At 61.7% G+C, this 26632-nt stretch carries 31 protein-coding genes; 21 read left to right on the plus strand and 10 right to left on the minus strand.

The annotated features are described in order from the left end of the window. The first annotated feature begins 147 nt into the window (after positions 1 to 147). From ABI660_RS02310 to ABI660_RS02380, 15 genes are all read left to right on the plus strand, one after another. The gene (locus ABI660_RS02310) at positions 148 to 732 is read left to right on the plus strand and encodes a hypothetical protein (RefSeq protein ID WP_348064534.1); all 585 of its coding nucleotides are present in this window, start codon (positions 148 to 150) and stop codon (positions 730 to 732) included. Then, positions 729 to 2282: a ubiquinone biosynthesis regulatory protein kinase UbiB gene (ubiB, locus tag ABI660_RS02315; protein WP_348064536.1), complete on the plus strand. Its 1554-nt coding sequence runs from the start codon at positions 729 to 731 to the stop codon at positions 2280 to 2282. Before ABI660_RS02310 ends, ubiB begins: the two co-directional genes overlap by 4 nt. A 45-nt stretch (positions 2283 to 2327) precedes the next feature. Further along, on the plus strand, positions 2328 to 3773 hold the full coding sequence (locus ABI660_RS02320; protein ID WP_348064538.1) for a sodium:solute symporter family protein: 1446 nt from the start codon (positions 2328 to 2330) through the stop codon (positions 3771 to 3773). A gap of 133 nt (positions 3774 to 3906) precedes the next feature. After that, positions 3907 to 4254, plus strand: a complete 348-nt coding sequence (locus tag ABI660_RS02325) for an FmdB family zinc ribbon protein (RefSeq protein ID WP_348064540.1) — start codon at positions 3907 to 3909, stop codon at positions 4252 to 4254. Beyond that, a complete protein-coding gene (locus ABI660_RS02330) occupies positions 4254 to 4874 on the plus strand; it encodes a DUF502 domain-containing protein (protein ID WP_348064542.1) in 621 nt (206 codons plus the stop codon). Before ABI660_RS02325 ends, ABI660_RS02330 begins: the two co-directional genes overlap by 1 nt. A 58-nt stretch (positions 4875 to 4932) precedes the next feature. Continuing rightward, on the plus strand, positions 4933 to 6720 hold the full coding sequence (aspS, locus tag ABI660_RS02335; RefSeq protein WP_348064544.1) for an aspartate--tRNA ligase: 1788 nt from the start codon (positions 4933 to 4935) through the stop codon (positions 6718 to 6720). 164 nt (positions 6721 to 6884) lie between these two features. Then, positions 6885 to 7331: a dihydroneopterin triphosphate diphosphatase gene (gene nudB / locus ABI660_RS02340; protein ID WP_348064546.1), complete on the plus strand. Its 447-nt coding sequence runs from the start codon at positions 6885 to 6887 to the stop codon at positions 7329 to 7331. A gap of 117 nt (positions 7332 to 7448) precedes the next feature. Continuing rightward, complete coding sequence (clsB, locus tag ABI660_RS02345) at positions 7449 to 8702, plus strand: cardiolipin synthase ClsB (protein ID WP_348064548.1); 1254 nt, start codon at positions 7449 to 7451, stop codon at positions 8700 to 8702. A gap of 143 nt (positions 8703 to 8845) precedes the next feature. After that, positions 8846 to 9574 (plus strand): GTP cyclohydrolase I, encoded by a 729-nt coding sequence (gene folE, locus ABI660_RS02350; RefSeq protein ID WP_348064550.1) that lies wholly within the window; start codon positions 8846 to 8848, stop codon positions 9572 to 9574. A 275-nt stretch (positions 9575 to 9849) separates the two neighbouring features. Next, complete coding sequence (locus ABI660_RS02355; RefSeq protein ID WP_348064552.1) at positions 9850 to 10275, plus strand: BLUF domain-containing protein; 426 nt, start codon at positions 9850 to 9852, stop codon at positions 10273 to 10275. A 159-nt stretch (positions 10276 to 10434) separates the two neighbouring features. Then, the gene (locus ABI660_RS02360) at positions 10435 to 11316 is read left to right on the plus strand and encodes a DMT family transporter (protein ID WP_348064554.1); all 882 of its coding nucleotides are present in this window, start codon (positions 10435 to 10437) and stop codon (positions 11314 to 11316) included. Further along, the gene (locus ABI660_RS02365) at positions 11313 to 12146 is read left to right on the plus strand and encodes a DUF429 domain-containing protein (RefSeq protein ID WP_348064556.1); all 834 of its coding nucleotides are present in this window, start codon (positions 11313 to 11315) and stop codon (positions 12144 to 12146) included. The genes ABI660_RS02360 and ABI660_RS02365 overlap by 4 nt, the downstream gene beginning before the upstream one ends. Further along, positions 12143 to 12649 carry a thermonuclease family protein gene (locus tag ABI660_RS02370; protein WP_348064558.1) on the plus strand — a complete coding sequence of 169 codons (507 nt, stop codon included), beginning with the start codon at positions 12143 to 12145 and terminating at the stop codon, positions 12647 to 12649. Before ABI660_RS02365 ends, ABI660_RS02370 begins: the two co-directional genes overlap by 4 nt. Before the next feature lie 134 nt (positions 12650 to 12783). Further along, complete coding sequence (locus ABI660_RS02375; RefSeq protein ID WP_348064560.1) at positions 12784 to 12981, plus strand: CsbD family protein; 198 nt, start codon at positions 12784 to 12786, stop codon at positions 12979 to 12981. 48 nt (positions 12982 to 13029) lie between these two features. Then, positions 13030 to 13485, plus strand: coding sequence for a BON domain-containing protein (locus ABI660_RS02380; RefSeq protein ID WP_348064562.1), 456 nt, complete (start codon positions 13030 to 13032; stop codon positions 13483 to 13485). A 205-nt stretch (positions 13486 to 13690) separates the two neighbouring features. Here the strand turns inward: ABI660_RS02380 and ABI660_RS02385 are convergent, their stop codons facing one another. From ABI660_RS02385 to ABI660_RS02410, 6 genes are all read right to left on the minus strand, one after another. Further along, a complete protein-coding gene (locus tag ABI660_RS02385; RefSeq protein ID WP_348064564.1) occupies positions 13691 to 14005 on the minus strand; it encodes a BON domain-containing protein in 315 nt (104 codons plus the stop codon). 94 nt (positions 14006 to 14099) lie between these two features. Beyond that, the gene (locus ABI660_RS02390; RefSeq protein WP_348064566.1) at positions 14100 to 14546 is read right to left on the minus strand and encodes a hypothetical protein; all 447 of its coding nucleotides are present in this window, start codon (positions 14544 to 14546) and stop codon (positions 14100 to 14102) included. Positions 14547 to 14557: 11 nt separating this feature from the next. Further along, on the minus strand, positions 14558 to 14911 hold the full coding sequence (locus tag ABI660_RS02395; RefSeq protein ID WP_348064568.1) for a hypothetical protein: 354 nt from the start codon (positions 14909 to 14911) through the stop codon (positions 14558 to 14560). 55 nt (positions 14912 to 14966) lie between these two features. Next, positions 14967 to 15362, minus strand: a complete 396-nt coding sequence (locus ABI660_RS02400; protein WP_348064570.1) for a hypothetical protein — start codon at positions 15360 to 15362, stop codon at positions 14967 to 14969. Positions 15363 to 15435: 73 nt separating this feature from the next. Beyond that, positions 15436 to 15600 (minus strand): DUF1328 domain-containing protein, encoded by a 165-nt coding sequence (locus ABI660_RS02405; protein WP_348064572.1) that lies wholly within the window; start codon positions 15598 to 15600, stop codon positions 15436 to 15438. A gap of 198 nt (positions 15601 to 15798) precedes the next feature. Continuing rightward, positions 15799 to 17115, minus strand: a complete 1317-nt coding sequence (locus ABI660_RS02410) for a CHASE3 domain-containing protein (RefSeq protein ID WP_348064574.1) — start codon at positions 17113 to 17115, stop codon at positions 15799 to 15801. A gap of 155 nt (positions 17116 to 17270) precedes the next feature. Between ABI660_RS02410 and ABI660_RS02415 the strand changes: the two genes are divergently transcribed. After that, entirely contained in the window at positions 17271 to 17903 is a 633-nt protein-coding gene (locus tag ABI660_RS02415) for a response regulator transcription factor (RefSeq protein ID WP_077593954.1), read from the plus strand. A 25-nt stretch (positions 17904 to 17928) separates the two neighbouring features. On the opposite strand, the gene ABI660_RS02420 is transcribed toward ABI660_RS02415, so the two are convergent. After that, complete coding sequence (locus ABI660_RS02420; protein WP_348064576.1) at positions 17929 to 18327, minus strand: response regulator; 399 nt, start codon at positions 18325 to 18327, stop codon at positions 17929 to 17931. 333 nt (positions 18328 to 18660) lie between these two features. On the opposite strand from ABI660_RS02420, the gene ABI660_RS02425 reads away from it, so the two are divergent. Beyond that, entirely contained in the window at positions 18661 to 20658 is a 1998-nt protein-coding gene (locus ABI660_RS02425) for an AsmA family protein (RefSeq protein ID WP_348064578.1), read from the plus strand. A gap of 4 nt (positions 20659 to 20662) precedes the next feature. Here ABI660_RS02425 and ABI660_RS02430 read toward each other — a convergent pair whose 3' ends face one another. From ABI660_RS02430 to gpmA, 3 genes are all read right to left on the minus strand, one after another. Continuing rightward, on the minus strand, positions 20663 to 21436 hold the full coding sequence (locus tag ABI660_RS02430) for a HesA/MoeB/ThiF family protein (RefSeq protein WP_348064580.1): 774 nt from the start codon (positions 21434 to 21436) through the stop codon (positions 20663 to 20665). Between the two features lie 79 nt (positions 21437 to 21515). Beyond that, a complete protein-coding gene (locus tag ABI660_RS02435) occupies positions 21516 to 22952 on the minus strand; it encodes a S41 family peptidase (protein WP_348064582.1) in 1437 nt (478 codons plus the stop codon). A 190-nt stretch (positions 22953 to 23142) separates the two neighbouring features. Next, a complete protein-coding gene (gpmA, locus tag ABI660_RS02440; RefSeq protein ID WP_348064584.1) occupies positions 23143 to 23886 on the minus strand; it encodes a 2,3-diphosphoglycerate-dependent phosphoglycerate mutase in 744 nt (247 codons plus the stop codon). A gap of 165 nt (positions 23887 to 24051) precedes the next feature. Here gpmA and ABI660_RS02445 point away from each other — a divergent pair, with 165 nt between their 5' ends. The 4 genes from ABI660_RS02445 (at position 24052) to ABI660_RS02460 (ending at position 26429) form a co-directional block, all read left to right on the plus strand. After that, positions 24052 to 24462: a rhodanese-like domain-containing protein gene (locus ABI660_RS02445; protein ID WP_348064586.1), complete on the plus strand. Its 411-nt coding sequence runs from the start codon at positions 24052 to 24054 to the stop codon at positions 24460 to 24462. 39 nt (positions 24463 to 24501) lie between these two features. Then, on the plus strand, positions 24502 to 24762 hold the full coding sequence (gene grxC, locus ABI660_RS02450; protein WP_348064588.1) for a glutaredoxin 3: 261 nt from the start codon (positions 24502 to 24504) through the stop codon (positions 24760 to 24762). Positions 24763 to 24872: 110 nt separating this feature from the next. Next, positions 24873 to 25340 carry a protein-export chaperone SecB gene (secB, locus tag ABI660_RS02455; RefSeq protein WP_077593947.1) on the plus strand — a complete coding sequence of 156 codons (468 nt, stop codon included), beginning with the start codon at positions 24873 to 24875 and terminating at the stop codon, positions 25338 to 25340. 39 nt (positions 25341 to 25379) lie between these two features. Beyond that, a complete protein-coding gene (locus tag ABI660_RS02460; RefSeq protein WP_348064590.1) occupies positions 25380 to 26429 on the plus strand; it encodes an NAD(P)H-dependent glycerol-3-phosphate dehydrogenase in 1050 nt (349 codons plus the stop codon). The last annotated feature ends 203 nt before the right edge of the window (positions 26430 to 26632 follow it).

The following is a 26632-nucleotide window of genomic DNA, read 5'->3' on the forward strand; positions in this document are numbered from 1 at the left end:
CGCCGCTGCGCGGGTCGCTGCCCCCCGAGGGGGCGCTGCGCCTGCGGACCGGCAAAGCCGGATCCGCGGCCCCGGCTGAACTTTAAAATCCCTCCATCGCTCGCGCGATGGAGGGATTTTTTCAATCTGCTGCAAAATCGGGGGCGTATGCGCATTAACACTACGTCCCCTTTTTCTTTTCTGCAGTCCTTGGCCAGCCGTTTTCAGCCGCCTGCCTGGTTTGTTGACGAAGGCCAGCAAAAGATTGTTCTTTTGCTGAACCATGTCCTGATGCAGGAAAAAGAGGCACAAAACCGTCTCCTGCGAAAAAAAGGCAGCGTGGTACACATCCGCTGGGGCGTGTTTGCACTGGACTTGTTGATCACGCCGGCAGGGCTGGTGGACCGCGCACCATCTTCCGCCAAACCTGATCTGTTGCTGGCCGTCGTCGCAGAATCGCCCGACGTGGTGTTCCAGTCGGTGCTGGCCGGCAAGCCTCCTCCGGTCAAGATCGAAGGCGACGTGCAGCTCGCGGCCGAGCTGGGCTGGCTGGCCGACAATTTGCGTTGGGATGTTGAAGAAGATCTGTCGCGCCTGATTGGCGACGTGCCGGCTCACACGCTGGCCGGATTGGCGCGCCAGGCACTGGCGGGTTTACGGCAGTTTCTTGCCCACGCGCCGCGGCCGCCGTCCGCCGCAACGGGGCAGTCCGGCGCGGCATCCATGACGGAGCCGATGAAGGCTTCCTCATGAGTCGCCTCTTCAGGGGCGCTTTCATCGTCTGGACGGTGTTGCGCTTCGGCCTGGACGAGCTGGTGCTTTCGAGTTTCAGCAAACCCTGGATCAGGATGTTGACCCGCATGGTGTCGGTCGGGCGCAACCTGAAAGCACCGCGCGGCGAACGCTTGCGCGAGGCGCTCGAAAGTCTGGGCCCGATTTTTGTCAAGTTTGGCCAGGTCATGTCAACCCGGCGCGACCTGTTGCCGCTGGATATTGCCAATGAGCTGGCCAGGTTGCAGGACCGCGTGCCGCCGTTCGATCCGGATGTGGCCATGGCCATCATCGAAAAAGCCTTTGGCCGGCCGATCAGCCAGATTTTTGCCACCTTCGAGCGCAAGCCGGTGGCCAGCGCATCGATTGCCCAGGTTCACTTTGCCACCCTGCCTGATGGGCGCGAAGTAGCGGTCAAGGTGCTCCGGCCCAACATGCTACCGGCGATTGAAAAAGACCTGGCGCTGATGCACATGATGGCCGGCTGGGTCGAAGGCCTGTCGGCCGATGGCAAGCGCCTCAAGCCGCGCGAAGTGGTGGGCGAGTTTGACAAATACCTGCACGACGAACTCGATTTGCTGCGCGAGGCCGCCAACGCGGCCCAGCTGCGCCGCAACATGCAAAACCTCAACCTCGTGCTGATCCCGGAAATGGTCTGGGACTTCTGCATGCCCAATGTCATGGTGATGCAGCGCATGGACGGCGTGCCCATTGGGCAGGTGCAGCGCCTGCGCGACGCTGGCGTGGACATGAAAAAGCTGGCGCGCGACGGCGTCACCATCTTTTTCACCCAGGTTTTCCGGGACGGATTTTTCCACGCCGACATGCACCCCGGCAATATCCAGGTCAGCCTGGACCCGGCGACGTTCGGGCGCTACATCTCCCTTGACTTCGGCATTGTGGGCACGCTCACCGAGGTCGACAAGGAATACTTGGCGCAAAATTTCAGCGCGTTTTTCCAGCGCGACTACAAACGCGTGGCTGAACTGCATATTGAATCCGGCTGGGTTCCGGCGCAGACGCGGGTGGATGAACTGGAATCGGCCATACGCGCCTGTTGCGAACCTTATTTCGACCGCCCCCTCAAGGAAATATCACTGGGCATGGTGCTGATGCGCCTGTTCCAGACCTCGCGTCGCTTTCATGTAGAAATTCAGCCTCAGCTGGTGCTGCTGCAGAAAACCCTGCTCAACATCGAAGGCCTGGGCCGGGAACTCGACCCTGACTTGGACCTGTGGAGTACAGCCAAGCCCTTTTTGGAAACCTGGATGCTGGAGCAGGTGGGCCCGGAAAAGCTGCTGGAACAACTCAAGGCCGAGGCGCCGACCTACGCCAAGCTGCTCCCCGGCTTGCCGCGCCTGCTTCAGCAGTACCTCAAAGGCCAGTCCGGCGGCAACCGCCGGGAACTCCAGGAGCTGCTGCAGGAGCAGCGCCGCACCAACAAACTGCTGCAAAGCCTGATTTATGGTGGCTTGGGTTTTGCATTGGGTTTGCTCGCCATGCAACTGGTGCTGCGGATTCGCCTTTTTTAGAAGGTGGAAATGTGGTGATAATCACGCATTCTTGAGGAGGTTGCTGTGCTTTTAACCCTGGTTTTTGTCTATCTGCTGATCACCATCATCATCGGCCTGTACGCCGCCAGGCGCGTCAAGAACACCGCGGACTACGCGATCGCCGGTCGCAACCTGCCACTGATCATGATCGTGACGACCACCTTTGCCACCTGGTTCGGCTCTGAAACCGTGCTGGGCATCCCGGCCAAGTTTGTCGAGAGTGGGCTGAAGGGGGTGGTGGAGGACCCTTTCGGCGCCGGCGGCTGTCTGATTTTGGTTGGCCTGTTTTTTGCCGGCAAACTCTACAAGATGTCGCTGCTTACCATCAGCGACTACTACCGCGAGCGTTATGGCCGAACCATCGAAGTAGCCTGCTCCATCATCATCATGATCAGTTACCTGGGCTGGGTGGCCGCCCAGGTTACGGCACTCGGGCTGGTCTTCAACATCCTGTCCGGCGGCGCCATCAGCACGACAGCCGGCATGATGATTGGCACGGCTTCGGTGCTGGCCTATACGCTGTTCGGAGGCATGTGGTCGGTCGCCGTGACGGACTTCATCCAGATGATTGTGCTGGTCGCGGGCCTGGCGGTGCTGGCCATTTTTGCCGGCAACCTGGCCGGCGGTGCCGACAAGGTGATTGCCCTGGCCACCAGCAAGGACCTGTTCAGATTCTGGCCGGAGCCGAACTTTCGCGACATGGTATTTTTCTTCGCCGCCGCCATCACCATGATGTTTGGCTCCATTCCGCAGCAGGACGTGTTCCAGCGCGTGATGTCGGCCAACAGCCAGAGCGCCGCGACCAAAGGGCCGGTCATCGGCGGTATTTTCTACATCCTGTTTGCCTTTGTTCCGATGTTCCTGGTCGCCAGTGCGCTGATCATCATGCCGGAGGAGACAGCCTTGCTGCTCAAGGAAGATCCGCAGAAAATCTTGCCGACGCTGGTGCTGCAGAAGATGCCTTTCGTCATGCAGGTGCTGTTTTTTGGTGCCTTGCTGTCGGCCATTAAGTCAACCGCATCGGCCACCCTGTTGGCACCCAGTGTGACTTTTGTGGAAAACATCTGGCGCCAGTTCAAACCGCGCATGAGTGACAAACACGAACTCAAGCTGATGCGCACCACGGTGCTGGTGTTCAGCGGCCTGGTGCTGACTTATGCCATCTCTATGCAGGGCACCCCGATTTACGAGATGGTGTCGGGGGCTTACCAGGTGCCCCTGGTCGGTGCGTTCGTCCCGCTGGTGTTTGGCCTGTACTGGAAAAAAGCCAGCACCCAGGGCGCTGTTTTTTCCGTGGTGTGCGGCATTGGGGTCTGGCTGCTGTTCACCTTCAGTACCCTGGGTGAGCAGTTTCCGGGCCAACTGGCCGGGGTGCTGGCGGCCACACTGGGTATGCTGGTCGGTTCGCTGACGCCGCAGACCATCGAAAACAGCCGGGGCGGCCACCACCGTCTTTCGACGGAAGCCTGAGAGCCAGCGGGCCGGCCGCCCTGCCGGACCAAAGGCGCGCTGGCCCCGGGGAATAGCCCCGCGCCTATAATTGAGGGTTTTGCATTCCCGGGGATTTCCGGGACCACGCCTCCCTGACAAAACCTCTAGAACCATGCCAATCTACGCCTACAAATGCGAGTCCTGCGGGCATAGCAAGGACGTTTTGCAAAAGATGTCCGATGCGCCGCTGACCGACTGCCCCCAGTGCGGTGCCCCCGCGTTTAAAAAACAGCTCACCGCTGCGGGTTTCCAGCTCAAGGGCTCGGGCTGGTATGTGACTGACTTCCGGGGTGGTGGCGGTGCCACCGCGGTTCCTCCCGTCGCCGGAGGCGAAGCACCACCGGCCGCTGCCGCGAGCTCTGAAAGCAAGCCCGACTCAGGGGTAAAAACGGCGCCCGCAGCAGCGCCTGCTGCTGCCGCTGCGCCGGCGGCCTCCGGTTCCACCTCCAAGGCTGACTGATGGCCGCTGTACGCCGCTGGCTGCTGGCTGGCTTGCTGGTGCTTGTGCCACTCATCGTTACGGTGTGGCTGCTGAACTGGTTCATCGGTACGCTGGACCAGACACTGCAGATCCTTCCTGGTAACTGGCACCCGGACAAATTGCTCGGTTTTCACATTCCGGGCTTTGGCGTGTTACTGGCGCTTGCCATTGTTCTGGCCATGGGTGCCGTCGCCACCAATTTTTTTGGCAAAAAACTGGTGAGCTGGTGGGACGCGCTGCTCAGCCGCATTCCCATCGTCCGGTCGATATATTCGAGTGTCAAACAGGTTTCCGACACACTGTTTTCAGAAAACGGCAACGCTTTCCGCAAGGCGCTGTTGGTTCAATGGCCGCGTGAAGGCGTCTGGACCATCGCTTTTCAGACCGGCATGCCTGGGGGAGATGTCGCCAATCACCTGCCTGGCGACTACCTGAGCGTCTATGTTCCGACGACGCCCAACCCGACGGGCGGCTATTTCGTCATGCTTCCCAAGGCCGACTGCATTGAACTCAAAATGAGCGTCGATGAGGCCCTGACCTATGTCATTTCCATGGGCGTGGTGGTGCCTGGAAGCGCCGTCACCTATAAACCCAGGTAACTTTTTTCCCAGCGCGAGAGCGCACACAAGCACAAGCGACTTATCTATGACTTCCCAAATGCGTTCCCACTATTGCGGCCTGGTCACCGAAGCCCTGCTGGGCCAAACCGTCAGCCTGTGCGGCTGGGTCAATCGCCGGCGTGACCACGGCGGCGTGATCTTCATCGACCTGCGTGACCGTGAGGGTTATGTGCAGGTGGTCTGCGACCCGGACCGTGCCGACATGTTCACCACGGCCGAAGGCGTGCGCAACGAGTTCTGCGTGCAGATCAAAGGCCTGGTCCGGGCGCGCCCCGAGGGTACGGTCAACGAGGCGCTGAAAAGCGGCAAGATCGAGGTGTTGTGCCACGAGCTGATCGTGCTCAACCCCAGCGTGACGCCGCCGTTCCAGCTCGACGACGACAACCTGTCCGAAACCACGCGCCTGACACACCGCGTGCTGGACCTGCGCCGCCCTTACATGCAAAACAACCTGATGCTGCGTTACCGCGTGGCGATGGAGACGCGCAAGTTCCTCGACGCCAACGGTTTCATCGACATCGAGACGCCGATGCTCACCAAGAGCACGCCCGAAGGCGCGCGCGACTATCTGGTGCCCAGCCGTGTCAACGAAGGACAGTTCTTCGCGCTGCCGCAAAGCCCCCAGCTGTTCAAGCAGCTGCTGATGGTGGCGGGCTTTGACCGCTATTACCAGATCACCAAATGCTTTCGCGACGAAGACCTGCGCGCCGACCGCCAGCCGGAGTTCACGCAGATCGATATCGAGACGTCCTTCATGGGCGAGCAGGACATCCGCGACATGTTCCAGGGCATGATCAGCAACATCTTCAAGACCGTGCTGGCCACCGACCTGGGCGAGTTCCCGGTCATGACCTATGGCGATGCCATGCATCGCTTCGGTTCTGACAAGCCGGACCTGCGCGTGAATCTGGAGTTCACTGAGCTGACCGATGTCATGGCCGATGTGGACTTCAAAGTCTTTAGCGCGCCAGCCACGACTCCGGGTGGCCGCGTGGTTGCCCTGCGCGTGCCCGGCGGCTCCGAAATGAGCCGCGGCGAGATCGACGGCTATACCGAGTTTGTCAAGATTTACGGCGCCAAAGGTCTGGCCTGGATCAAGGTCAACGACGTGAGCAAGGGCCGCGAAGGCCTGCAGAGCCCCATCGTCAAGAACATCCATGACGCAGCGGTGGCCGAGATCCTCAAGCGCACGGGTGCGCAGAACGGCGACATCATTTTCTTTGGCGCAGACAAGGCCAAGGTCGTCAACGACAGCATAGGCGCGTTGCGCCTGAAAGTCGGCCACAGCGCGTTCGGTAAGAAGACTGGCCTGTTCACCACCGGTTGGAAACCGCTGTGGGTGGTGGACTTCCCGATGTTCGAACACGACGAGGAAAACAACCGCTGGAGCGCGGTGCATCATCCGTTCACCGCACCCAAGGACGGCCATGAAGACTGGATGGACACCGACCCGGGCAAATGCATCGCCAAGGCCTACGACATGGTGCTCAACGGCTGGGAGCTCGGTGGCGGCTCGGTGCGTATCCACCGCGCCGAGGTGCAGAGCAAGGTGTTCAGCGCGCTGAAGATCGGGCCCGAGGAAGCGCAGGAGAAATTCGGCTTCCTGCTGGATGCCCTGCAATACGGCGCGCCGCCGCACGGTGGTCTGGCGTTTGGTCTCGACCGCATCGTGACCATGATGACCGGCGCCGAGTCGATTCGCGACGTGATTGCTTTCCCCAAGACCCAGCGCGCGCAGTGCCTGCTGACACACGCGCCCAGCCCGGTCGACGAAAAGCAGTTGCGCGAGCTGCACATCCGCCTGCGCAATCCTCAACCAGCCTGATGCCGGTGTAGCGGGGCGCTCCGATATTGATAGCTGCTGGCGACCGTATTTACCGGGCTGGAGGCCGATTTGTCTTGTAGCGGCAGGCAATATGCGTTGCGCGCCGCGGGAGCAGTACATCTCCCGCACATCGCTGCCTGCTCAGACAGAAGCGGACCCAGGCCATGACTTTCTTCAAGATTCCCGAGTCGGTACTGGTCGTCATTCACACGCCGGCGCTGGAGGTGCTGCTGATCGAGCGGGCCGACCATCCCGGTTTCTGGCAGAGCGTGACCGGCTCCAAGGACGCTTTGGACGAACCGCTGGAGCAGACTGCGCTGCGTGAAGTGATGGAAGAAACCGGCATCCAGGCCCGCTCGCAAGACTTGCGGGACTGGGCGCTTGCCAATGTCTACGACATTTATCCGGCTTACCGGCACCGCTATGCACCAGAGGTGGCGCGCAACACCGAACATGTGTTCAGCCTGTGCGTGCCGTCCACGACGGCGGTCACGCTCAGCGCGCGCGAACATTCGGCTTATCAATGGCTACCCTGGCTGGCCGCCGCCGATCTCTGCTACTCCTCCTCCAATGCAGAAGCTATTTTGTTGTTGCCACAATTCGTGACATAAAGGGAAGGGCGGACGTCCCTTGCAGGCTCTACAGTAGGCCGGACGAGCATGCACTGGCCGGCTGCGCGTGACCAGGCGCAAGCCCCCCTGCTTTTCCACGGAGACCCTTCGCGACCCATGCCTTCGCTTACCCCCCAACACGCGCTGCAACTGCTGCAGGGCGGGCAGGCGCTGTTTCCCGCGATGGTCAAGGCGCTGGACGAGGCCACCGCCTGGGTGCAGCTTGAAACTTATATCTTCGATTTCCACGGGCGCAGCGAGGAGCTCGCCCGGGCTTTGCTGCGTGCTGCGCGGCGCGGCGTGCTGGTCCAGGTGCTGGTGGACGGCATAGGCACCGACCCGCTCAGCGCCGATTGGCAGGCCCGCTTTGCAGAGGCGGGCGTGCAGTGGCGGGAGTATGCGCCCCTGGGCCGCGGCCGATTCGCCGTGTTGGGCCTGCTGGTGCCCGAGCGCTGGCGTCGCCTGCACCGCAAGCTTTGCGTCGTCGATGAGCAGACCGTTTTTTGCGGCGGCATCAACATCCTTGACGACTTTTACGATCCCAATCACGGTGACCTGACAGAGCCGCGCTTCGATTTCGCAGTGGCGGTCACCGGTCCGCTGGCGGCGCAAGCTTCAGATGCCATGGCGCTGCTTTGGTGGCGCGTGCAGGCGGGCTACAGCGCGCGCCAGCGTCACCTCAGTGCCGCATGGGAGGCCGTCAAGGCGGCCGGTTACGGTGGCCGCAGCGGCCGCCAGGGCCGTGCCATGCCATTTCGTGCCAGGCGCCCCGCCGATGCGGCTGCGTCCCCGCCCGGCGCCAGGGCTGCACTTTTACTGCGAGACAACCTGCTCAACCGCGGCATCATCGAACGCGCCTACCGCAAGGCCATCGGTCAGGCCCACGAGGACATCATCATCGCCAACGCTTACTTTGTGCCCGGCGGCAAATTGCGCCGGGCCCTGGTCCGGGCTGCCCGGCGCGGTGTCAAGGTGACACTGCTGCTGCAGGGGCGCTACGAGTACTTCATGCAATACCATGCGGCGCGGCCGGTGTATGGCGCGCTGCTGGAGGCGGGTGTCGAGATTCATGAGTACGACGCTGGCTTCCTTCATGCCAAGGTGGCGGTGATCGACGGTCACTGGGCCACGGTGGGTTCGTCCAACCTGGACCCCCTGAGCCTGTTGCTGGCACGTGAGGCCAACGTCGTGGTGAATGACCGGGCTTTTGCGCTGGACCTGCAGCAGCGCCTGCTCCGTGCCTTGGCCAACGAAGGCCGGCGCCTGGACGCTGCCGCCTACAGCCGGCGGCCCCTGCGCCAGCGCGTGCTGGACTACATGGCCTATGCCCTGATGCGCCTGGCCCTGCTGGTGGCGGGGCAGCGTTACTGATTCCGGACCGCCCGCCCGCCGGGAGGCCCGGATTCGCTCCTGAATTTATAGCTGTCCGTGCCCGCCGGATAAGGGCTAAAGGCCTAAAACCTGCATAAAAAAGGGGCATGGTTGTTTTTGGTCGGGCTGGTAACATCTGGCCCATGCTTATGAAATCCAATACGCCTGACAGCCCGCTGGTGATTGACGAGGGAACGCCGGTCTCCGTCAAGATCCGCGAACGCCTTGCATTGGCGAAAAAACGCTTCAATGCCAACGACAACATTGCCGAGTTCATCCAGCCAGGCGAGCTTGAGCAACTGCTCGACGAGGTCGAAGGCAAGATGAAGGGCGTGCTGGACAGCCTGGTGATCGACACCCAGACCGACCACAATACCCAGAACACCGCGCGCCGCGTGGCCAAGATGTACCTCAACGAGGTTTTCAAGGGTCGTTATGTCGCCGGCCCCACCATCACCGAGTTCCCCAACGCCGAACGCCTCAACGAGCTGATCATCGTCGGGCCGATCACGGTGCGCAGTGCCTGCTCGCACCATTTCTGTCCGGTGATCGGGCAGCTCTGGATAGGCGTGATGCCCAACGAACACACCAATGTCATCGGCCTGTCGAAGTACGCGCGCCTGGCTGAGTGGATCATGGGCCGGCCGCAGATCCAGGAAGAGGCCGTGGTGCAGCTGGCCGACCTGATCCAGGAAAAAACCCGGCCGGACGGCCTGGCCATCGTCATGGAGGCCAGCCACTACTGCATGGGCTGGCGCGGTGTGAAGGACCTGGACAGCAAGATGATCAACTCCGTCATGCGCGGCGTCTTCCTCAAGGACCCCAACCTGCGCCGCGAGTTTTTATCCCTCATTCCCAAAAAGAGCAGCTAGGGCCTGTCCACACTATGTATGCAAGATCCGTTGCGAGTCAAAAAGGCCACGCGCGAGGCGCAAAATGTAGCCGGGCTGGCGCCCGGCAAGGCTTTGCAACGCTGCGCATGGCCTTTTTGGCCGCAACCCGAAGGGAACGTGGTGAAAACAACGCCACTCGTTGTTGCACTCCTAGCCCAGCCGCCCAGGCTGGGCGTCGTCGCGCGCCTAGATTGGCGCTGTTTTCACCACGTTCGCACTTGCATACATAGTGCGGACAGGCTCTAAGGATAGATATGTTGGTACGCCTTCTTTACGCCAGCCGCTCGGCCAACCCTGCTTCCAGCGAAATCACCGAAGCCATCCTGGCCCAGTCGCGCAGCCACAACCCGGCCATCGGCATCACCGGCATCCTGTGTTACGGCGGCGGCATTTTCCTGCAGGCCCTGGAGGGCGGGCGCGACCAGGTCAGCGACCTGTATGGCCACATCCAGAAAGATCCGCGCCACAAGGACGTGGTGCTGCTGCACTACGAAGAAATCACCGAGCGGCGATTTGGCGGCTGGACTATGGGCCAGGTCAATGTCAGCAAGGTCAACGCGTCCATCCTGCTGAAGTATTCCGAGAAGGCCGAACTCGACCCCTACGCGGTCTCCGGCAAGGTGTCGCTGGCTCTGCTGGAAGATCTGATGGCCACTGCCGCCATCTGCGGAAGGGCCTAGATAGGGCCCCCGCGCTTGTCGCTTCGCATACTGCGCTGCCCCCCGAGGGGGCCGCTGCGCCTGCGGCCCGGCAAAGCCGGTTCCGCGGCCCTGGCTGGTAAGGCCAGGGTGCATGCGGTGCTTCACCGTCCCTAGCAAGCCCCTTTATCAGATCAACCGGTGCCGCTTTCCGCCCTTGCCCTCGTCATCCTCGCGGGGCTGATTCACGCCAGCTGGAACATCGCGGCCAAGCACGCCGGTGGTGATGTACGCTTCACCGCCTTCACAAGCTTCGTGATGATGGTTTTCTGGGCGCCGCTGGGCGTCTGGGTTGCGCTGGATGAACTGGGCGGATGGGGCCTGGTGCAGTGGGCGGTGGTGTTCGCCAGCTCCGTCATCCACATCCTCTACTTCATCTGCCTGCTGCGCGGCTACCGCAAGGCCGACCTGACGGTGGTTTATCCACTGGCCAGGGGTTCGGGCCCGCTGCTGTCCTCGCTGGCGGCGATCTTCATCCTGGGTGAGCGCATCACGGCACTGGGCTTGGCGGGCATCGCGGGAGTGGTGAGTGGCGTGTTCCTGATCGCGGGTGGGCCCGCGCTGCTGCGCGCCGGCCAGGACCCCGGCCAGCGTGAGCGCATCCGCAAGGGCTTGCGCTACGGCCTGCTCACGGGCGGGTTCATCGCCTGCTACACGGTGGTGGATGGCTATGCGGTCAAGCTACTTGCGGTATCGCCCATCCTGCTTGAGTACGTGAGCAACCTCTTCCGCCTGGGCCTGCTGGCGCCCGTGGTGCTGCGGGACCGGCCAGAGGCTGCCGCACTCTGGCGCCGGCAGTGGAAACATGCAGTCTTTGTCGGCGTCGTCAGCCCCATCTCCTACGCGCTCGTGCTGTACGCGATGAAAGTGGCCCCGCTGTCGCACGTCGCGCCGGCCCGGGAAATTTCCATGCTGTTCGCCGCCCTGATCGGCGGCCAGTTGCTGGGGGAGGGAGACCGCAGGGCCCGGTTGCTGGGTGCGGCCCTGATCGCGGCGGGTGTGATGGCCCTGGCGCTGGGATGAGCGGGTTGCCCGTTTCCCTGGTCGGCTGCGATTTTTCCAGCGCCCCCACACGCAGGAAACCCATTGTCCTGGCCAGCGGCACCAGCAAAAACGGGCGTGTCCAGCTGGCGAAGCTGGAGCGCTTCGAATCGCTGGACGCTTTTGACGCCTGGCTGCACCAGCCTGCCGGCTGGCTGGGCGCTTTCGATTTTCCGTTCGGCCTGCCGCGCGAGCTGGTGGCGCATCTCGGTTGGCCCGCTGCCTGGCCTGCGCTGATGGCGCATTACGCCGCGTTGAGCCGCGCTGACATCCGGCAAGCGTTTGCAGCGTTCTGCGATGCGCGGCCCACCGGCGCGAAGTTTGCCCACCGCGCCACCGACAAACCAGCTGGTTCCAGTCCGTCGATGAAATGGATCAACCCGCCCGTGGCCTACATGCTGCATGCCGGCGCGCCCCGCTTGCTGGCTGCCGGTGTGCATTTGCCGGGCTTGCATGATGGCGACCTGTCGCGCATTGCGCTCGAGGGCTACCCCGGCCTGCTGGCGCGCGAAATCCTCGGGCGGCGGCCCTACAAAAGTGATGACAGGCTCAAGCAGACACCGGACCGGCTGATTGCCCGTAAGGATCTGATTACCGCGCTGGAGATGGGCCAGACTCGACTAGGCCTGCGCCTGAAGCTCAGCCATGCCCAGCGCGACACGCTGGTGGACGATGCCAGTGGTGACAGCCTGGATGCGGTGCTTTGCCTGATGCAGGCCGCGTGGGCGCAGGCCCAGCACGAGCAGGGTGCCCGCTGCTACGGCCTGCCCGACGATCTGGATTCGCTCGAAGGCTGGATCGTCAGCGCATGAAAAAAACAGCTGACGGATTCGCCATCGCCTGGCTTCATCTCGCTATATTTTTGATAGCTATTGGTGCCTGCCCGGTATGGGCAGAGAGCGGAAAAGTGACGCGTGTCACCGACGGTGACACACTCTGGATCCGGCTCGCCGGAGGCGGCAAACCGGTGAAAGTCCGCATTGAAGGCATCGATGCCCCCGAAATTTGCCAGGCTGGCGGCCGGGCCGCGCGCGCCGCTCTGGCCAGCAAGGTGGCGCGTCGTGTGGTCACCTTGGACATCCGGCGCCACGATGATTACGGTCGGGCCGTCGCCAGCGTCCAGGTCGATGGTGAAGATATCGCTGGCTGGATGGTTGGCCAGGGTCACGCTTGGTCTTACCGTTACGGACGCGAGGGCGGGCCTTACCTGAAGCGGCAGCTACAGGCTGAAACCGCAAGGCGCGGCCTGTTTGCCGACCCGCAGGCACTCCCGCCACGCCTCTTTCGCAAGCAGCATGGTTCCTGCCATCCCTGAGTCTGCAGCCTGAAATGCCTGGCGTCCTACATGGAAATACGACGGTGCCGACGGGCCACTGCAAATCGTCCTCCCTACAGTGAATAACGGTTGGCATCAAGCCACCCGCATCATTTTCCAAAGGACGAAGCACCATGAACAAACATCAAGTTGAAGGCCGTGTGGACCAGGCCACTGGCAAGACAAAGGAAGTTGCCGGCCGTGTAGTGGGCAATGAAAAGCTGGAAGCCGAAGGCATGGCCGACCAGGTCAAGGGCAAGACCCAGGCAGGTTACGGTGACGCCAAGGAAAACCTCAAGGACAGCGCCAGGAAGGCGATCGACAAGATCTGAGCAATGCGCTTACGACTTCCGACACCCATCTCAAAGCAAGGAGTCTCCATGAAAACCTCACAAACCCAAATGGGCCGGCCCCTTCTGGCCACGGCCTGCTCCGTTGCCCTGCTGCTGGCGCTGACGGCCTGCAACAAGCAGGATGGCGGCAAAACTGTTGGCCAGTCCGTTGATTCTGGCATAGCCAAAACCGAGCAGGCCGCCAAGGATGCCGGCAACGCCATGAAGGATGCTTCCAAAGACGCTCAAGTTGCCGGCAGGAAGGCCAGCACGAGCGTGGGCGAGAAGATCGATGACATGACCATCACGGCCAAGGTGTCGGGTAATCTGGCCCAGGATCCCGACCTCAGTGCCATCAAGATCAATGTCGACACCAAGGACGGCGTGGTGACCTTGAATGGACCTGCACCTACTGCCGCGGCGAAAGACAAGGCCACAGCCATTGCCAAGGGAGTGCAGGGCGTGTCGTCGGTCAACAACCAGCTGATGGTGACCCCCAGCTGATCAGAGTTCAATTTAGTCGCTGAACGCGTCACTGCTGCCGGCCCCGAGGGGTTGCAGCAGTTTTTTTTGCGCGGATTCCCGGGAAGAAGAGGTGGCATCACTTGTTGTCGCGGAATGAGTGCCCCAAGCGGAACGGGGCCCGGCTCTGGAAAGCTGGGCCCCGCGAGCGATCAGGCCGGCAGAGCCAGCCTTCACACCGGGAAGGTCAAGGGCGAACGACGATGTCGTTGCGGACAGCGCGGACGTTCTTGGTATCGCGTGCGATGGTTTCAGCCTGGGTCTTTTCGGCAGGCGATCTGGCGAAGCCGGAGAGCTGCACAGTGCCGTTCAGCGTTTCGACGCTGATGGATGTGGCTGCCACCGTCTTGTCTGCCGCAAACTTGGCTTTCACGGCCGTGGTGATGGCGGCGTCATCGACATAGGAGCCAGCACTTTCCTGGCCCCGGGTAACGGCACAGCCGGCGCTGATGATGGTGATGCCGGCCAGGGCGGCAAATGCAATTGCGCGAGCGTATTTCATGATTTTTCCTTGAAGTTTATAACTGTGGTTGGTGCGGAAAGTTGCAAAGCTGGCCGACTGACGGCACCACGCCGGTCGGTTTGCGTATGGGAATTCACGGATAGGGATGTCGTTTTCTGCGGGGCGACAACATGGAGTGGACGGCGCCGTTTATTTCCGAAGATTTGAGTGCCGCCAGCAGCAAACCAGTCACCGAGATCAGGCGCCAGGGCCGCAGTACGACAGCCGCCGCGCCAATGCCGGCAGAAATGCCTAGGAGCCTCATCGGCTGTTGTTCAGCGAAGGTCTGGAACACGGGCTTGGCGAAATCGACCGCCAGCCGTGCCGGGTGACCATGCCACCAGGCGCCTGCCACCTGTTTCATCAAGCTCCAGGTTCCCGCTGAAGTATCAATGCTGTTTTCTTCTGCGTAAGTTGCAGAACCAGTTGGCGAGCCGTCCATAAAACCGTCGTCTTCTGGCGCTTCAAGGCCCATCTGGCGAATGATCGCCTGGCGGCTGTTTGCTAGCCGTTGCTGGGCGGTGATAGGCGTATTGTTCATCGCCGCAGGCCTCAGCCGACCATGCGCAAGGCTTGCGCGTCGCGATCAATCTGCGCTTTGACATCGGCGAAACTGTTGCTGCGCAGAGGCGTGCGTGCCTTGAAGACAGCAGCCAGCGTCAGCACGAGCATGACCGCGGGTACGGCCACGAGCACCCAGTGGAATTGCTGCATGAGCACGCCAAGCATCAGGGCAACGCCGGTGAGCATCAAAAATGCGAGGCCCAACATGGCTGCCAGCGTCCAGGCGAGGCTGCGCTGCAGCAATTCCACACCTGCTTCCGAAGCCTCTTCCCGAATCAATGCGGCATAACCGGACACATGGTCTACCAGAAGATCTGGCCGCCGGACAAGAACGGAAAACAAGGGATGCAACATGAGCCTTGGCGTGGTCGACAGATCGTGGGAAGCTACGGCTGACTCAGTGGCCGTCGCGATGCCGGAGCGACGACGCCACCATCAAGGCCACGGCCGCACCCACGGCAGCAGCGATCAGGACGGACTTGACTGGCTCGTTGGCCACATAACGCGTGGTTGCATCCGCGTAACGATGCATGGACCGTTGCGCGCGTTCGCTCGCTTCGGAGGCCATGTCCAGGCTCTGGCGCGCAAGCTTTTGCGCCTGGCTGGCCAGCTTGTCGACCAGCGGATCAATATTGCCGCGCAGGTTGCGTACCTTGTCCTCTGCCCGATCCAGGGTGTCATTGGCCATGGCGCGCGTGTTGTCCACGGCCTTTTCTGCACCGTTCATCAGCTGGTCGGACAGGCGGCCGGCACCTGACAAGGTTTCGTCGGTTCTGGAAAGCGGGTTTTTCATTTCATGGTCCTTTGAAAGAGGGGAAAAAGCGTGAAGGTCGGCAAGGCGGCTGAATGGACCGGGTGGCGCGAATTCAGTTTCTTTTCATCAGGCCAACCACAAAGCTGACGACGGCCATGACGGCAAAGATGAAAAAGAGGATCTTGGCAATTTCGACAGCACCAGCGGCGATGCCGCCAAAGCCGAACACGGCTGCAATCAATGCAATCACGAGGAACACAACGGAATAGTGCAGCATGTGAATCTCCTTGCAGGGCAGTGCCCCTGGTTGCGGCGCTCGCAATTGAAACACCTGTAGCAAGATTAAGCAGAGGTAACGCCCGTGGTCATCGGTGAGGGTCGGATGCCCTTGTCGGTCGGTATGGCCACGCGCTGTAGGACGTCACCGACCGCTTTTTGGACGGTGCTGCCGGGAACGCAGCACGCTGCTTCCGCGTTAAAGCTTCTTGGGGAGCACCGCCGAGATGCGCGTGCCCTCACCGGGGCGCGAGGTGATGGTCAAGCGCCCGCCTGCTGCTTCGACCCGGTGTTTCATGCCGGCCAGGCCGTGGCTGGTGCCCTTGATCTGCGTGGTATCGAACCCGACGCCGTTATCCTTGACCTCCACCGTGATGTAGCCCTCGAAACCATGCAGGCTGATCTCAGCCTGGCGGGCCTCGGCGTATTTGCTCATGTTGGTCAGCGACTCCTGTACCAGCCGGTACACCGTGAGTTGTGCCGAGCCTCCGAGTTCGACCGTTTCGAGGTCGGTGGTCACGTCCAGTCCAGACCGGTCTTCGAACTCCCGCGCCAGGATTTCCAGCGATGCCACCAGCCCAAGATGCGATAGCGAAGACGGCCGCAGATCTTCCACAATCCGCCGCTTCAGGGCGATGCCGCTGTTCAGTGTGTCGACCAGGTGCTGCATGCGTTCAGCTGCTTCCGGTGAAATGGCACCCAACCGCGACTTGATGCGCGCGACATCAAGCTTGGCGGCCGTCAGCAACGCACCCAGTTCGTCATGCAGCTCGCGCGCCAGGTGGCCGCGTTCATCTTCCCGCACCTGTTGCAGATGGGTGGCCAGTTCGGCCAGGGTGGCGGTGCGGTCCCGCACTTCCTTGTCCAGCTGGTCGCGTTCGCGCAGCAGGGCTTCCTGTTCACGCTTGCCCGCGTCCAGCAGGGCCCGTGTTTGCCGCAAATACATGTAGAAAGCCAGTAAACCGGCCAGCGCGACCAGCGCGATGCCGATGCGCGAGAGATGCAGCGAACGGACGATCTGGGCCTGAGCCGTTCCCATTTTGCTGTTGCTGGCATGGACCAGCTTGCCGACCTGGCTGCGGATGGCGTTCATCTGGTCCATGCCCACATCGGTGGTCAGCACAAACTTCCACGCCTCCTCATTGCCCTGCTTGCGCATGCGAACGCTCAAGTCCATCTCCGCAAGTTTGCGCGACACGCTGCGCGACAGGAGGCCGAACTCGGCCAGTTCCTCGGGATAGGGTGTGTAATGCCGGCGCAGAGCGTCCAGGGTCTGGTTGATGTCGGCGGTGGCCACGTCATACGGTTCCAGGTACTTGGGGTCTCCGGTCAGCAGGTAACCCCTTTGCCCGGTTTCGGCGTCCAGCATGTGTTGCAGCAGCCGGTTGACAGCCCCTCGCGTCGCCTGCGATTCTTCAATGCGGGTGACGGCCTGGGTGGACAGGCGGAAACCGGCTTCATTGATGAAAATCAAAATGGCCGCCGCCAGCACCGCCAGGGGCAGGCTGATAGCCATTTTGGGTATTACAAACCATCTCATCCTGATCTCCGGTCGGTATTGGTCAATAATTCGTGAATAATCGCTAATGAAATATAAGCCCGTAATTGCGCGAGGCTATGTTGCTGCATTGTGCCGTCTGGCGAATGCGGACCTTACAAAGAGGACCTGAAATGATCAAAATCGGAATTGTGGATGACCATGCCATCGTGCGCTCCGGGCTCAAACAGTTCTTCTCGGATCAAGTCGATTTGCGGGTGGTGGGCGAAGCTGCCAGCGGCCGTGAAGCCATCGATCTGGTGCGCAACGTCGAACTGGACATTCTGGTCATGGACCTCTCCATGCCCGGCCAGAGCGGCATCGACGCCCTGGCGATGATTCGCGCGAAAGCGCCCGATGTCGGCATTCTGATTCTCAGTGGTTATCCGGAAGAGCATTACGCCGTCAACCTGATTCGACAGGGCGCCAGCGGTTACCTGAACAAGGAATGCGATCCGATGGAGATCGTCAATGCGATCCGTGTCATTTCACTGGGCAAACGCTACATCACACCGGCGGTGGCCGAGTTGCTGGCACAGCAGCTGAACCGGAAAAATGACGCAACGCCGCATGAGCAGCTTTCCGAGCGCGAATTTCAGGTTTTCCTGAAGCTTGCCAAGGGGGAAACCGCAGGAGACATTGCCAAGGCCTTGTCCCTGAGCGTCAAGACCGTGAGCACTTACCGGACCCGGGTGATGGAAAAAATGAGCCTGGCGTCCAACAGTGACCTGACCTATTACGCCCTGAAAAACAAGCTGATCGATTGAGACCTTCCTGCAGGCCGCGCCCTGCTTATTTGAGGGCGTGGCCGGCGCTGACCGATCCGGATTGCGCAATGCAATAGTCGATCAGCGCATCTATCTCGTTGGATTTGTCAAAAACCGCGTCCACGCCAAGCTGGGCGCAGCGCTTGCGGATGTCCGTCGTTGCGTAGTTGCTCAGCACAATGACTTTCTGGTTCGGCTCGCGGTTGCGGCAAGCCTCCAGCACGCCCAGACCGCTGCCCTGTTTGAGAAACAGGTCCACGATCGCCAGGTCCCATGCGTGGCCGGTCTGGAGCAGCCAGGCCTTGCCTTCATTTTCCGTTTCCGCCGTACCTACCGCATCAATACCAGCCAGCTCTTCCAGCGTGGCCATCAGGTTGTCGCGGATTGTTGCGTTGTCTTCGACGATATAAGTTTTTAGTCCCACTGAGCTTCAATCCAGGTCTGCAATCACGGGTCTTGCAGCCTTCACAAATGGTTACGCTGACCGGGAATGCCGGATAAGTTTTATCTGTTAACTAATGTATCAATCTTCGCCGAATGATTTTGACAGGGTCCCAAGGGCTTGCTTGTAGGAAGTTGCCTACAGCCTGGCTGTAGGCTGGCACTGACAGTTACAGATGGCTGTTGCCCACGGGCAATTTTCGATGACTGGCAGACACTGGGTCGTTGGCTGAGCTTTCCGTTGCGTCGTTATTTTCCCGGCCGACTTCGCAGGCATCGGGCCTTTCCCGGTCTTTCCTGATTACATGCTGGCCGTATGACCCGTTTCACCAATGCCATTTCCACCTTTCACCGGACCAAGGGTGGGCGGCTTGTTGCCGGGGTGCTGCTGTTGGTGCTTGGTATCACCCTTGCGCTGGTTTTTTTCCCATGGGACTCAATGCGCGGGCCGCTGAACCGGTATGTCAGTGAGAAGACGGGGCGGCAATTTGAAATCACCCGCCGGCTGGAGGTCAAGCTGGGGCGAACCACCCGCGTGCTGGCTGACGGCATCGAGTTTGCCAACCCGTCGTGGGCGCGCGATCCTTACCTGGTCAAGGCGGAAGCCGCAGAAATCCAGGTCCGCCTCTGGCCCCTGCTTTTCGGCCGGGTCGAGTTGCCGCTGGTCAGCCTGCGCAAGCCCCAGTTTGGGCTGCAAATGGAGGCTGACGGGCGCCGCACCTGGGCGCTGGGCAAAGACACCTCCGATGAAAGCAGCGTTCCGCTGATAGGTCAGCTGCTGGTTGACCAGGGCACCGTCAACTATCTGGTGGCGGCGCGAGGTGCTGATATCAGCGCCGATTTTGCGCTGCTCGCGGAAGACGCTTCCGCCTTGCCGCTGAGCTACAAGGCGCGTGGCAAGTGGAAGGGTGAACCGTTCACCGCGCAGGGCCGCACTGGCGGCGTCTTGCAGCTCAGCGCCGACACCACGGGAAGCTTTCCGCTGGAGATCAATGCCACCGCCGGACGCACCCGGCTCAAGGCCAGCGGGTCCATCACCAACCTGGCGGAGATCGCCGGCATCGATGCCCAGTTCCAGCTAGAAGGGCAAAGCCTGGAAGACCTGTACAAGCTGGTGGGTGTGGTGCTGCCAGGAACACCGCCCTACAAGCTTCAGGGCCAGCTAAACAAACAGGGTTTGTTGTGGTCGGTAAAACAGATCAAGGGGGTGCTCGGGAAGTCCGACCTGAGTGGGGATCTCGCCTTTGACCGCTCCAGGACTGTGCCGCTGCTGTCTGGAAAAGTACAGTCGCGCGTGCTCGATTTCGAAGACCTGGGGCCCATGGTGGGCCAGCCTTCGGACAACGTCCCGAAAGACATGGCAAAAGCCGCGGCGCCAGCTCCGCAAAAAAACAGCCGCCGCGCCGGCAGGGTGCTGCCCGACACCAAACTTGATTTTGCGCGCCTGAAGGCGATGGATGCGGACGTCCAGTACAGCGCTGCCGACATCCGGCATGTCAAGGCCTTGCCGCTGGACAGCATGACTGCGCACATCCTGCTGCGCAAGGGCGTGCTTGAACTCGAGCCTTTGAAGCTCGGCGTGGCGGGAGGCCAGTTGGCCGGGCGCTTGGCGATCAACAGCAACACCTCGCCGTCAAGCATTGAAACGAGGCTGGATGCGCGCGCCATTCAACTCAACCAGCTGTTTCCCACCATCGAAACCACCAAAAGCAGCCTGGGCCGCATCAGCGGCCAGGTGGACCTGAAAGGCCGGGGCGGCTCCACCGCGCAGATGCTGGCGTCTTCTTCGGGGAATGTCGCTTTCCTCATGGGCAGCGGTGAAATCAGCAACATCCTGCTGGAGTTCATGGGCCTGGATGGTGGCGAGGTCATCAAGTTTCTGGTGCGCGGTGATCGCAATGTCGGGCTTCGTTGCGCGGCAGCCTCGTTTGAGGTCCAGCAAGGTCTGATGACGAGCCGGGCGATTGTGCTGGACACGGTAGATACGGTCGTCAATGGCCAGGGCCGGGTCAGCCTGGCCGATGAAACGCTGGATCTGGTGCTCTATCCCTCCCCCAAGGACCACAGCATCCTGAGTTTTCGCTCTCCCCTCAAAATCGGCGGGACTTTCGGGGCACCGACAGCCGGGCCCGACAAGGGGGCGCTGGCAGGCCGTGCCGGTATTGCCTTGGCCCTGGCTGCCATTAATCCCTTGCTGGCACTCGCCGCCACCATTGAAACCGGCCCGGGGCAGGATGCCAACTGCAGCCAGGTGCTCACTCAGGCCGCGGCAACTGCATTCAAAACAGGCAGCCCCGGCGCACCCGCCAGGTAGGTGGTCAGCCGGCGCTTTCTGCAGCAATGTGTAGAACGCCGCAAACCCGGCAGCCCGGGTGGCGCTGCACGCGGATCTCGTTCCAGGCCATTGCGCGCCCGTCCAGCATCAGCAGGCGCCCGGCCAGTGGCTCACCCACGCTGCACAGCAGTTTGAGGGCTTCGGCGGCCTGCATGCTGCCGATGATGCCGACCAGCGGCGCAAACACGCCCATGGTCGCGCAATCAGCCTCTTCAGGCGCCGCATCCTCGGGGAAAACGCAGGCGTAGCAGGGAGTTTGTGGCTGACGCGTGTCGAAGACCGACACCTGCCCGTCAAAACGCAGGGCGGCGCCGGAAACCAGTGGCTTGTGATGCCTGACGCATGCACGGTTGATGGCGTGGCGGGTCGCAAAGTTGTCGGTGCAGTCGAGCACCACATCCGCCTGCCGGACCAGCTCGTCGAGCAGAGCATCGTCAGCACGCCGGGTGATCGCCTGCACCCGCACGTCGGGGTTGATCTCGGCAATGGCGTGCGCGATGGACTCTGCCTTGAACTGCCCAAGCCGGGCCAGCGTGTGGGCGATCTGGCGCTGGAGATTGGTGGCTTCCACCCGGTCGTGGTCTACCACCATGATCTGGCCTACCCCGGCACTGCCCAGGTAAAGGGCGGCAGATGAGCCCAGTCCACCAGCCCCGACCAGCAGCACGTTTGAAGCCAGTAACCGGTTTTGCCCTTCGACCCCCAGCTCATCGAGCAGGATGTGACGGGAGTAGCGCAGCAGCTGGGTGTCGTTCATGAGGGCAGGAGCGGGCCGGAGCAAGCCGCGCAGCCTGTCCGTTCTGGCAGTCAGGCGGGCCGCAGAAAGCCAACCTGGGTCAGTTTTCTTTCTTCTCTTCTTTGCGCTCGACCATGGTCTTGCTGACCATCACGGGGCGGCCCTTGAGCTGGTTGATGGCTTGCGCAAGCTGGAAGTCCTTGTCGCTGCCGAATTCCGGCGGGCGGCGTTGCTCAGGGCTCTTCCTGGACTCTTCTTCCAGGCGCTTGAGCGCTTCCTCGCGGGCCTTTTCACGGCCCGGGTCTTTCACTTCGGCGCCCTGGCCGCTGGCGAGGTGCTTTTCCAGATCGGCTTCGCGCGTGCGCAGGGCCGCAAATGGGCTGCCTTCGAGCGTTTCGTCCACCATGACGTCAGGCAGGATGCCTTTGGCCTGGATGGACTTGCCGCTGGGCGTGAAGTACCGCGCGGTGGTGAGCTTCAGGCCGGTGTCAGGACCGAGGGGCCGGACCGTCTGTACCGAGCCCTTGCCGAAAGTCTGGTTGCCCATGATGGTCGCGCGTTTGTAGTCCTGCAGTGCGCCGGCCACAATTTCGCTGGCCGAGGCCGAGCCTTCGTTGACCAGCACCACCAGCGGCACGCTCTTGACGGCTGCGGGCAGGCGTTTTAGCGGGTCGGCGGCATTGCGGCGCTGGTAAAACTCGGGTGAGGCCTTGTAAGTGAATTTGCTTTCCGCCAGCTGGCCGTTGGTGGACACCACGGTCACGTTCTCCGGCAAGAAAGCTGCCGACACCGCGACAGCGGCGTCCAGCAGGCCGCCCGGGTCGTTGCGCAGGTCGAGTACCAGCCCTTTGAGGTTGGGTTCCTGCTTGTAAATCTGCTCGAGCTTGGCAGCGAAATCATCGACGGTGCGTTCCTGGAACTGGCTCAGGCGGATCCAGGCGTAACCTGGCTCGATGACCTTGCTGCGCACCGACTGCGTGCGGATTTCCTCGCGGGTGATGGTGACCGGGAAGGTGCGGTTTTCGTCCTTGCGGAAGATCATCAGCACGACCTTGGTTTTTGGTTCGCCGCGCATCTTCTTGACGGCTTCATTCAGGCTCAGACCCTTGACTGCCGTGTCGTCGATTTTGGTGATCAGGTCGTTGGGCTTGAGGCCGGCGCGGTCGGCGGGCGAGCCTTCAATCGGCGAAACCACCTTGACCAAGCCGTCTTCCTGGGCGATTTCAATGCCGACGCCGACAAAACGGCCGCTGGTGCCTTCACGGAATTCCTTGAAGGATTTCTTGTCGAAATAAACCGAATGCGGGTCCAGGCTGGCCACCATGCCTGAAATCGCGTCGGTGATGAGTTTTTTCTCGTCAACAGGTTCCACGTAGTCGGTTTTGACCATGCCGAACACGGCGGCCAGTTGCTGCAGCTCTTCCAGCGGAAGGGGTGTGAGCCCACCCCGTGCAACCGCCTGCAGTTGCACTGTCGTCAGCGCACCGGCTACAGCGCCGATGGAAATCCAGCCTGCTATCTTGAGTTTCTGACCCATAAACACCTTCATTCGCCCTGTACCCGGGCAGTTGTCACAGAATTTGGAACAATATACACCTTGGAGAAAGGCCCTTGACAACAGTTCCCGCCCCACGCGCGCCCGGGAGCGACCGAAGGTCAAATTGTTTCAAAAACTCCACCCCTTTACCCGCGCTTGACGCAGTTTCGAACCAGCGGGCCGGCTTTGTTCAGGCTTTGCCCTGGGCTGCCACCGCTGCTTCGGCCTTGGCCACGGCTTCGCTGTCGCCCAGATAGTAGTGGCGCAGCGGTTTGAGACTGGCATCGAGCTCGTACACCAGCGGTATGCCATTGGGAATATTCAGTCCGACGATGTCCTTGTCGGCAATGTTGTCGAGGTACTTCACCAGCGCGCGTATCGAATTGCCGTGTGCCGCCACCACAATGCGCTTGCCGGCCAGGATGGCGGGCGCCATGGACTCGTTCCAGAAGGGCAGCACCCGTGCCACGGTGTCTTTCAGGCATTCGGTCAGCGGCACCTCGCCGGGTTTCAATCTGGCGTAGCGCGGGTCGTCACGTTCGCTGCGCGGATCATTGGGCTCCAGCGGTGGCGGCGGCGTGTCGTAGCTGCGGCGCCAGACCAGCACCTGCTCGTCGCCGTACTTTTTGGCGGTTTCCGCCTTGTTCAGGCCTTGCAGGGCCCCGTAATGCCGCTCGTTGAGGCGCCAGCTGTGCACTACCGGCAGCCATGTGCGGTCCATCTCGTCGAGCGTATGCCACAACGTCCGGGTAGCGCGCTTGAGCACGCTGGTATAGGCCAGATCGAAGTCATAACCTTCGCTCTTGAGCAGCCTGCCGGCGTGGATGGCCTGCTGCACACCGGTGGTGGTCAGGTCCACATCGGTCCAGCCGGTGAATCGGTTGTCCAGGTTCCAGGTTGATTCGCCGTGGCGGATAAGCACTAGTTTGTACATGGTGGGGGCAGGATGATGAAGTTGAAAAGAGGTCAGGCCTGAAAAAGCCGGGGGAAAACGTCCAAAAAAGACCGGCAAAGGCTGCGTCAGCTGTCCGGGAAAGCCCATGCCGCTTCCTGCATTCTAAAATCACTCCTTAATTGCAAAACCCTTGAAGGACTTATAGTGAAATTTCTCATCGACAACTGGATGTTGATCGCCATCGCGCTGGCATCCGGCGGCATGCTGCTCTGGCCGCTGGTTTCCAGCGGCATGGCGGCCGGTTCGCTCAGCGCCAACGGCGCCGTGCAGTTGATCAACCGCGAGAAGGCCGTGGTCATTGACGTCTGTGAGGCTGAGGAATTCGCGGCTGGCCACGTGGTCGGCGCCAAAAACCTGCCGCTCGGGCAATTCGAGGAAAAACTGCCCGCCACCGTGAAAAACAAGGCGCTTCCCCTGATTCTGGTGTGTGCCTCCGGTGCGCGCGCCAACCGGGCGCTGGCGATGGCCAAAAAACTGGGTTACCAGCAGGCCCAGACCCTGGCGGGCGGGCTGAAATCGTGGAAAGAAGCTAACCTTCCCATTGAAAAGGCCTGAAAACCTCAAGCTGCCTGCTGAACCGACCCGGAGATTTCGATGTCCCCAGTGAAGATGTACCTGACCGCCTCCTGCCCCTACTGCATTCAGGCCAAGCAGCTGCTCAAGCAGCGCGGCGTCACCGAAATCGAGGAAATACGTGTCGACATGCAGCCGGCCGAACGCCAGAAAATGATGGAAATCACCGGCCGCCGGACCGTGCCCCAGATTTTCATCGGCGACACCCATGTGGGTGGTTGCGACGATCTGATGGCACTGGACGGCCGTGGTGGCCTGCTGCCTTTGCTGGCCGCTGCCTGAGTGCCTGCCGTGCGCTCCGGCAAGGGCCGGAGACGGCAAGCAAACTGGGATAATGTCCTGTGCCTGCTGTCCAGCAGGCTTTCATTTTTAAAGCAATCCGAAAGATCCTCATGGCCGAAGCCAATCTCGAACCCGTATTCCAGATCCAGCGCGTTTACCTGAAAGACGTGTCGCTGGAGCAACCCAACTCGCCCGAGATCCTGCTCAATCAGGAGCAGCCCGCAGTGGACATCCAGCTGGGCGTCGAGGCGACACCCATCACCGACGGCCTCTACGAGGTCAGCGTGACCGCCACCGTGCACACCAAGATCGAAGACAAGACCGTGTTCATGGTTGAAGCCAAGCAGGCCGGTATTTTCGAGATCCGCAACATGCCGGCCGAGCAGCTCAATGCGGTGCTGGGCATTGCCTGCCCGCAGATCGTTTACCCCTACCTGCGCGGCAATGTGGCCGACGTCATCCAGCGCGGTGGTTTTCCGCCCGTCAACCTGGCCGAAATCAACTTCCAGGCCATGTTCGAGCAGCAGCAGGCCGCAGCCGCTTCGGCTGCCCAGGAAGCGCCGCAAATCATCGTTTAAAGCAGCCTTGGCTCACTTGCCACAAGCAGCCTCACCGCCATGAAAGTTGCCGTCATCGGCGCGGGTGCCTGGGGGACTGCGCTGGCCATCAGCGCTGCCAGCGCGGTTGGCACGTCCTCGTTGCCGCGGCATCAGATCACCTTGTGGGTGCGCGACGCCGGGCAGCTGGCGGCGATGCAGGCGCAAAAGGTCAACAGCCGTTACCTGCCTGGCATGGCCTTGCCGGACGCCCTGCTGCTGGCCGGTGGCTCCGATGCATCGCTGGACGCCCTGCTGGGGCGACCCCAGGACCTGATCGTCATCGCCACACCCATTGCCGCCTTGCGCGGGATGTTGCAGCGCATGCTCCATCTCGAGGCGCCCGTGGCCTGGCTCTGCAAGGGCTTCGAGGCGCCGGTGCGGGACTCGGCCCCATCCTTGAAGCCTTTTGGGCTTCTGGCCCATGAAATACGGGCGCAGACAGCTATTGATTTGAGAGCAGGCGCGCTGAGCGGCCCCAGCTTTGCGCAAGAAGTAGCGCGCGGCCAGCCAACCGCGCTGGTGGCCGCCAGTGAACATGCCGAGGTGCGCGAGGCGCTGGTAACGGCTTTCCACGGTCCCACGCTGCGGGTCTATGCCAATGACGACATCGTCGGGGTCGAGGTCGGCGGCGCCGTCAAGAACGTGCTGGCGATTGCAACCGGCCTGTGCGATGGGCTGAACCTGGGGCTCAATGCCCGCGCTGCGCTGATCACCCGCGGCCTGGCCGAAATGACCCGTCTGGGGCTGGCGCTGGGTGCCCGGCCAGAGACCTTCACCGGCCTGTCAGGCCTGGGTGACCTGGTGCTGACGGCCACCGGTGACCTGAGCCGTAACCGCAAGGTGGGCCTGCTGCTGGCGCAAGGCCAGAGCCTGGCGCAGGCTGTGGCGTCGCTCGGCCATGTGGCCGAAGGCGTGTATTGCGCCCGCACGGTGGTGCAGCGGGCACAGGGGCTGGGTGTCGAGATGCCGATTTCCGAAGCGGTGGTGGCTTTGCTCGACGGCCAGGTGAAGCCGGCTGCTGCGGTGGCGGCGCTGATGGGGCGGGATCCGGCGGCCGAGCTGCATTAGGAGCTTGCTCCTGCTCGGCCTGTCCTGAGTTCGTCGAAGGGTTGAAGCCTTCTTTGACTTCAGCGGTTGTAGTGGTGTGCCAGCTAGCCGGGGGTTGCCCGGCGGCAAGTAACTTTCTTTTGCGTCGCCAAAAGAAAGTCACCAAAGAAAAGGCGACCCGATGGTCTGGGTCCCTCCGCTGCGCTACGGGCAACCTCCGGTGC

This window comes from Polaromonas sp., from assembly GCF_039930745.1.
Classification (GTDB): domain Bacteria; phylum Pseudomonadota; class Gammaproteobacteria; order Burkholderiales; family Burkholderiaceae_C; genus Polaromonas.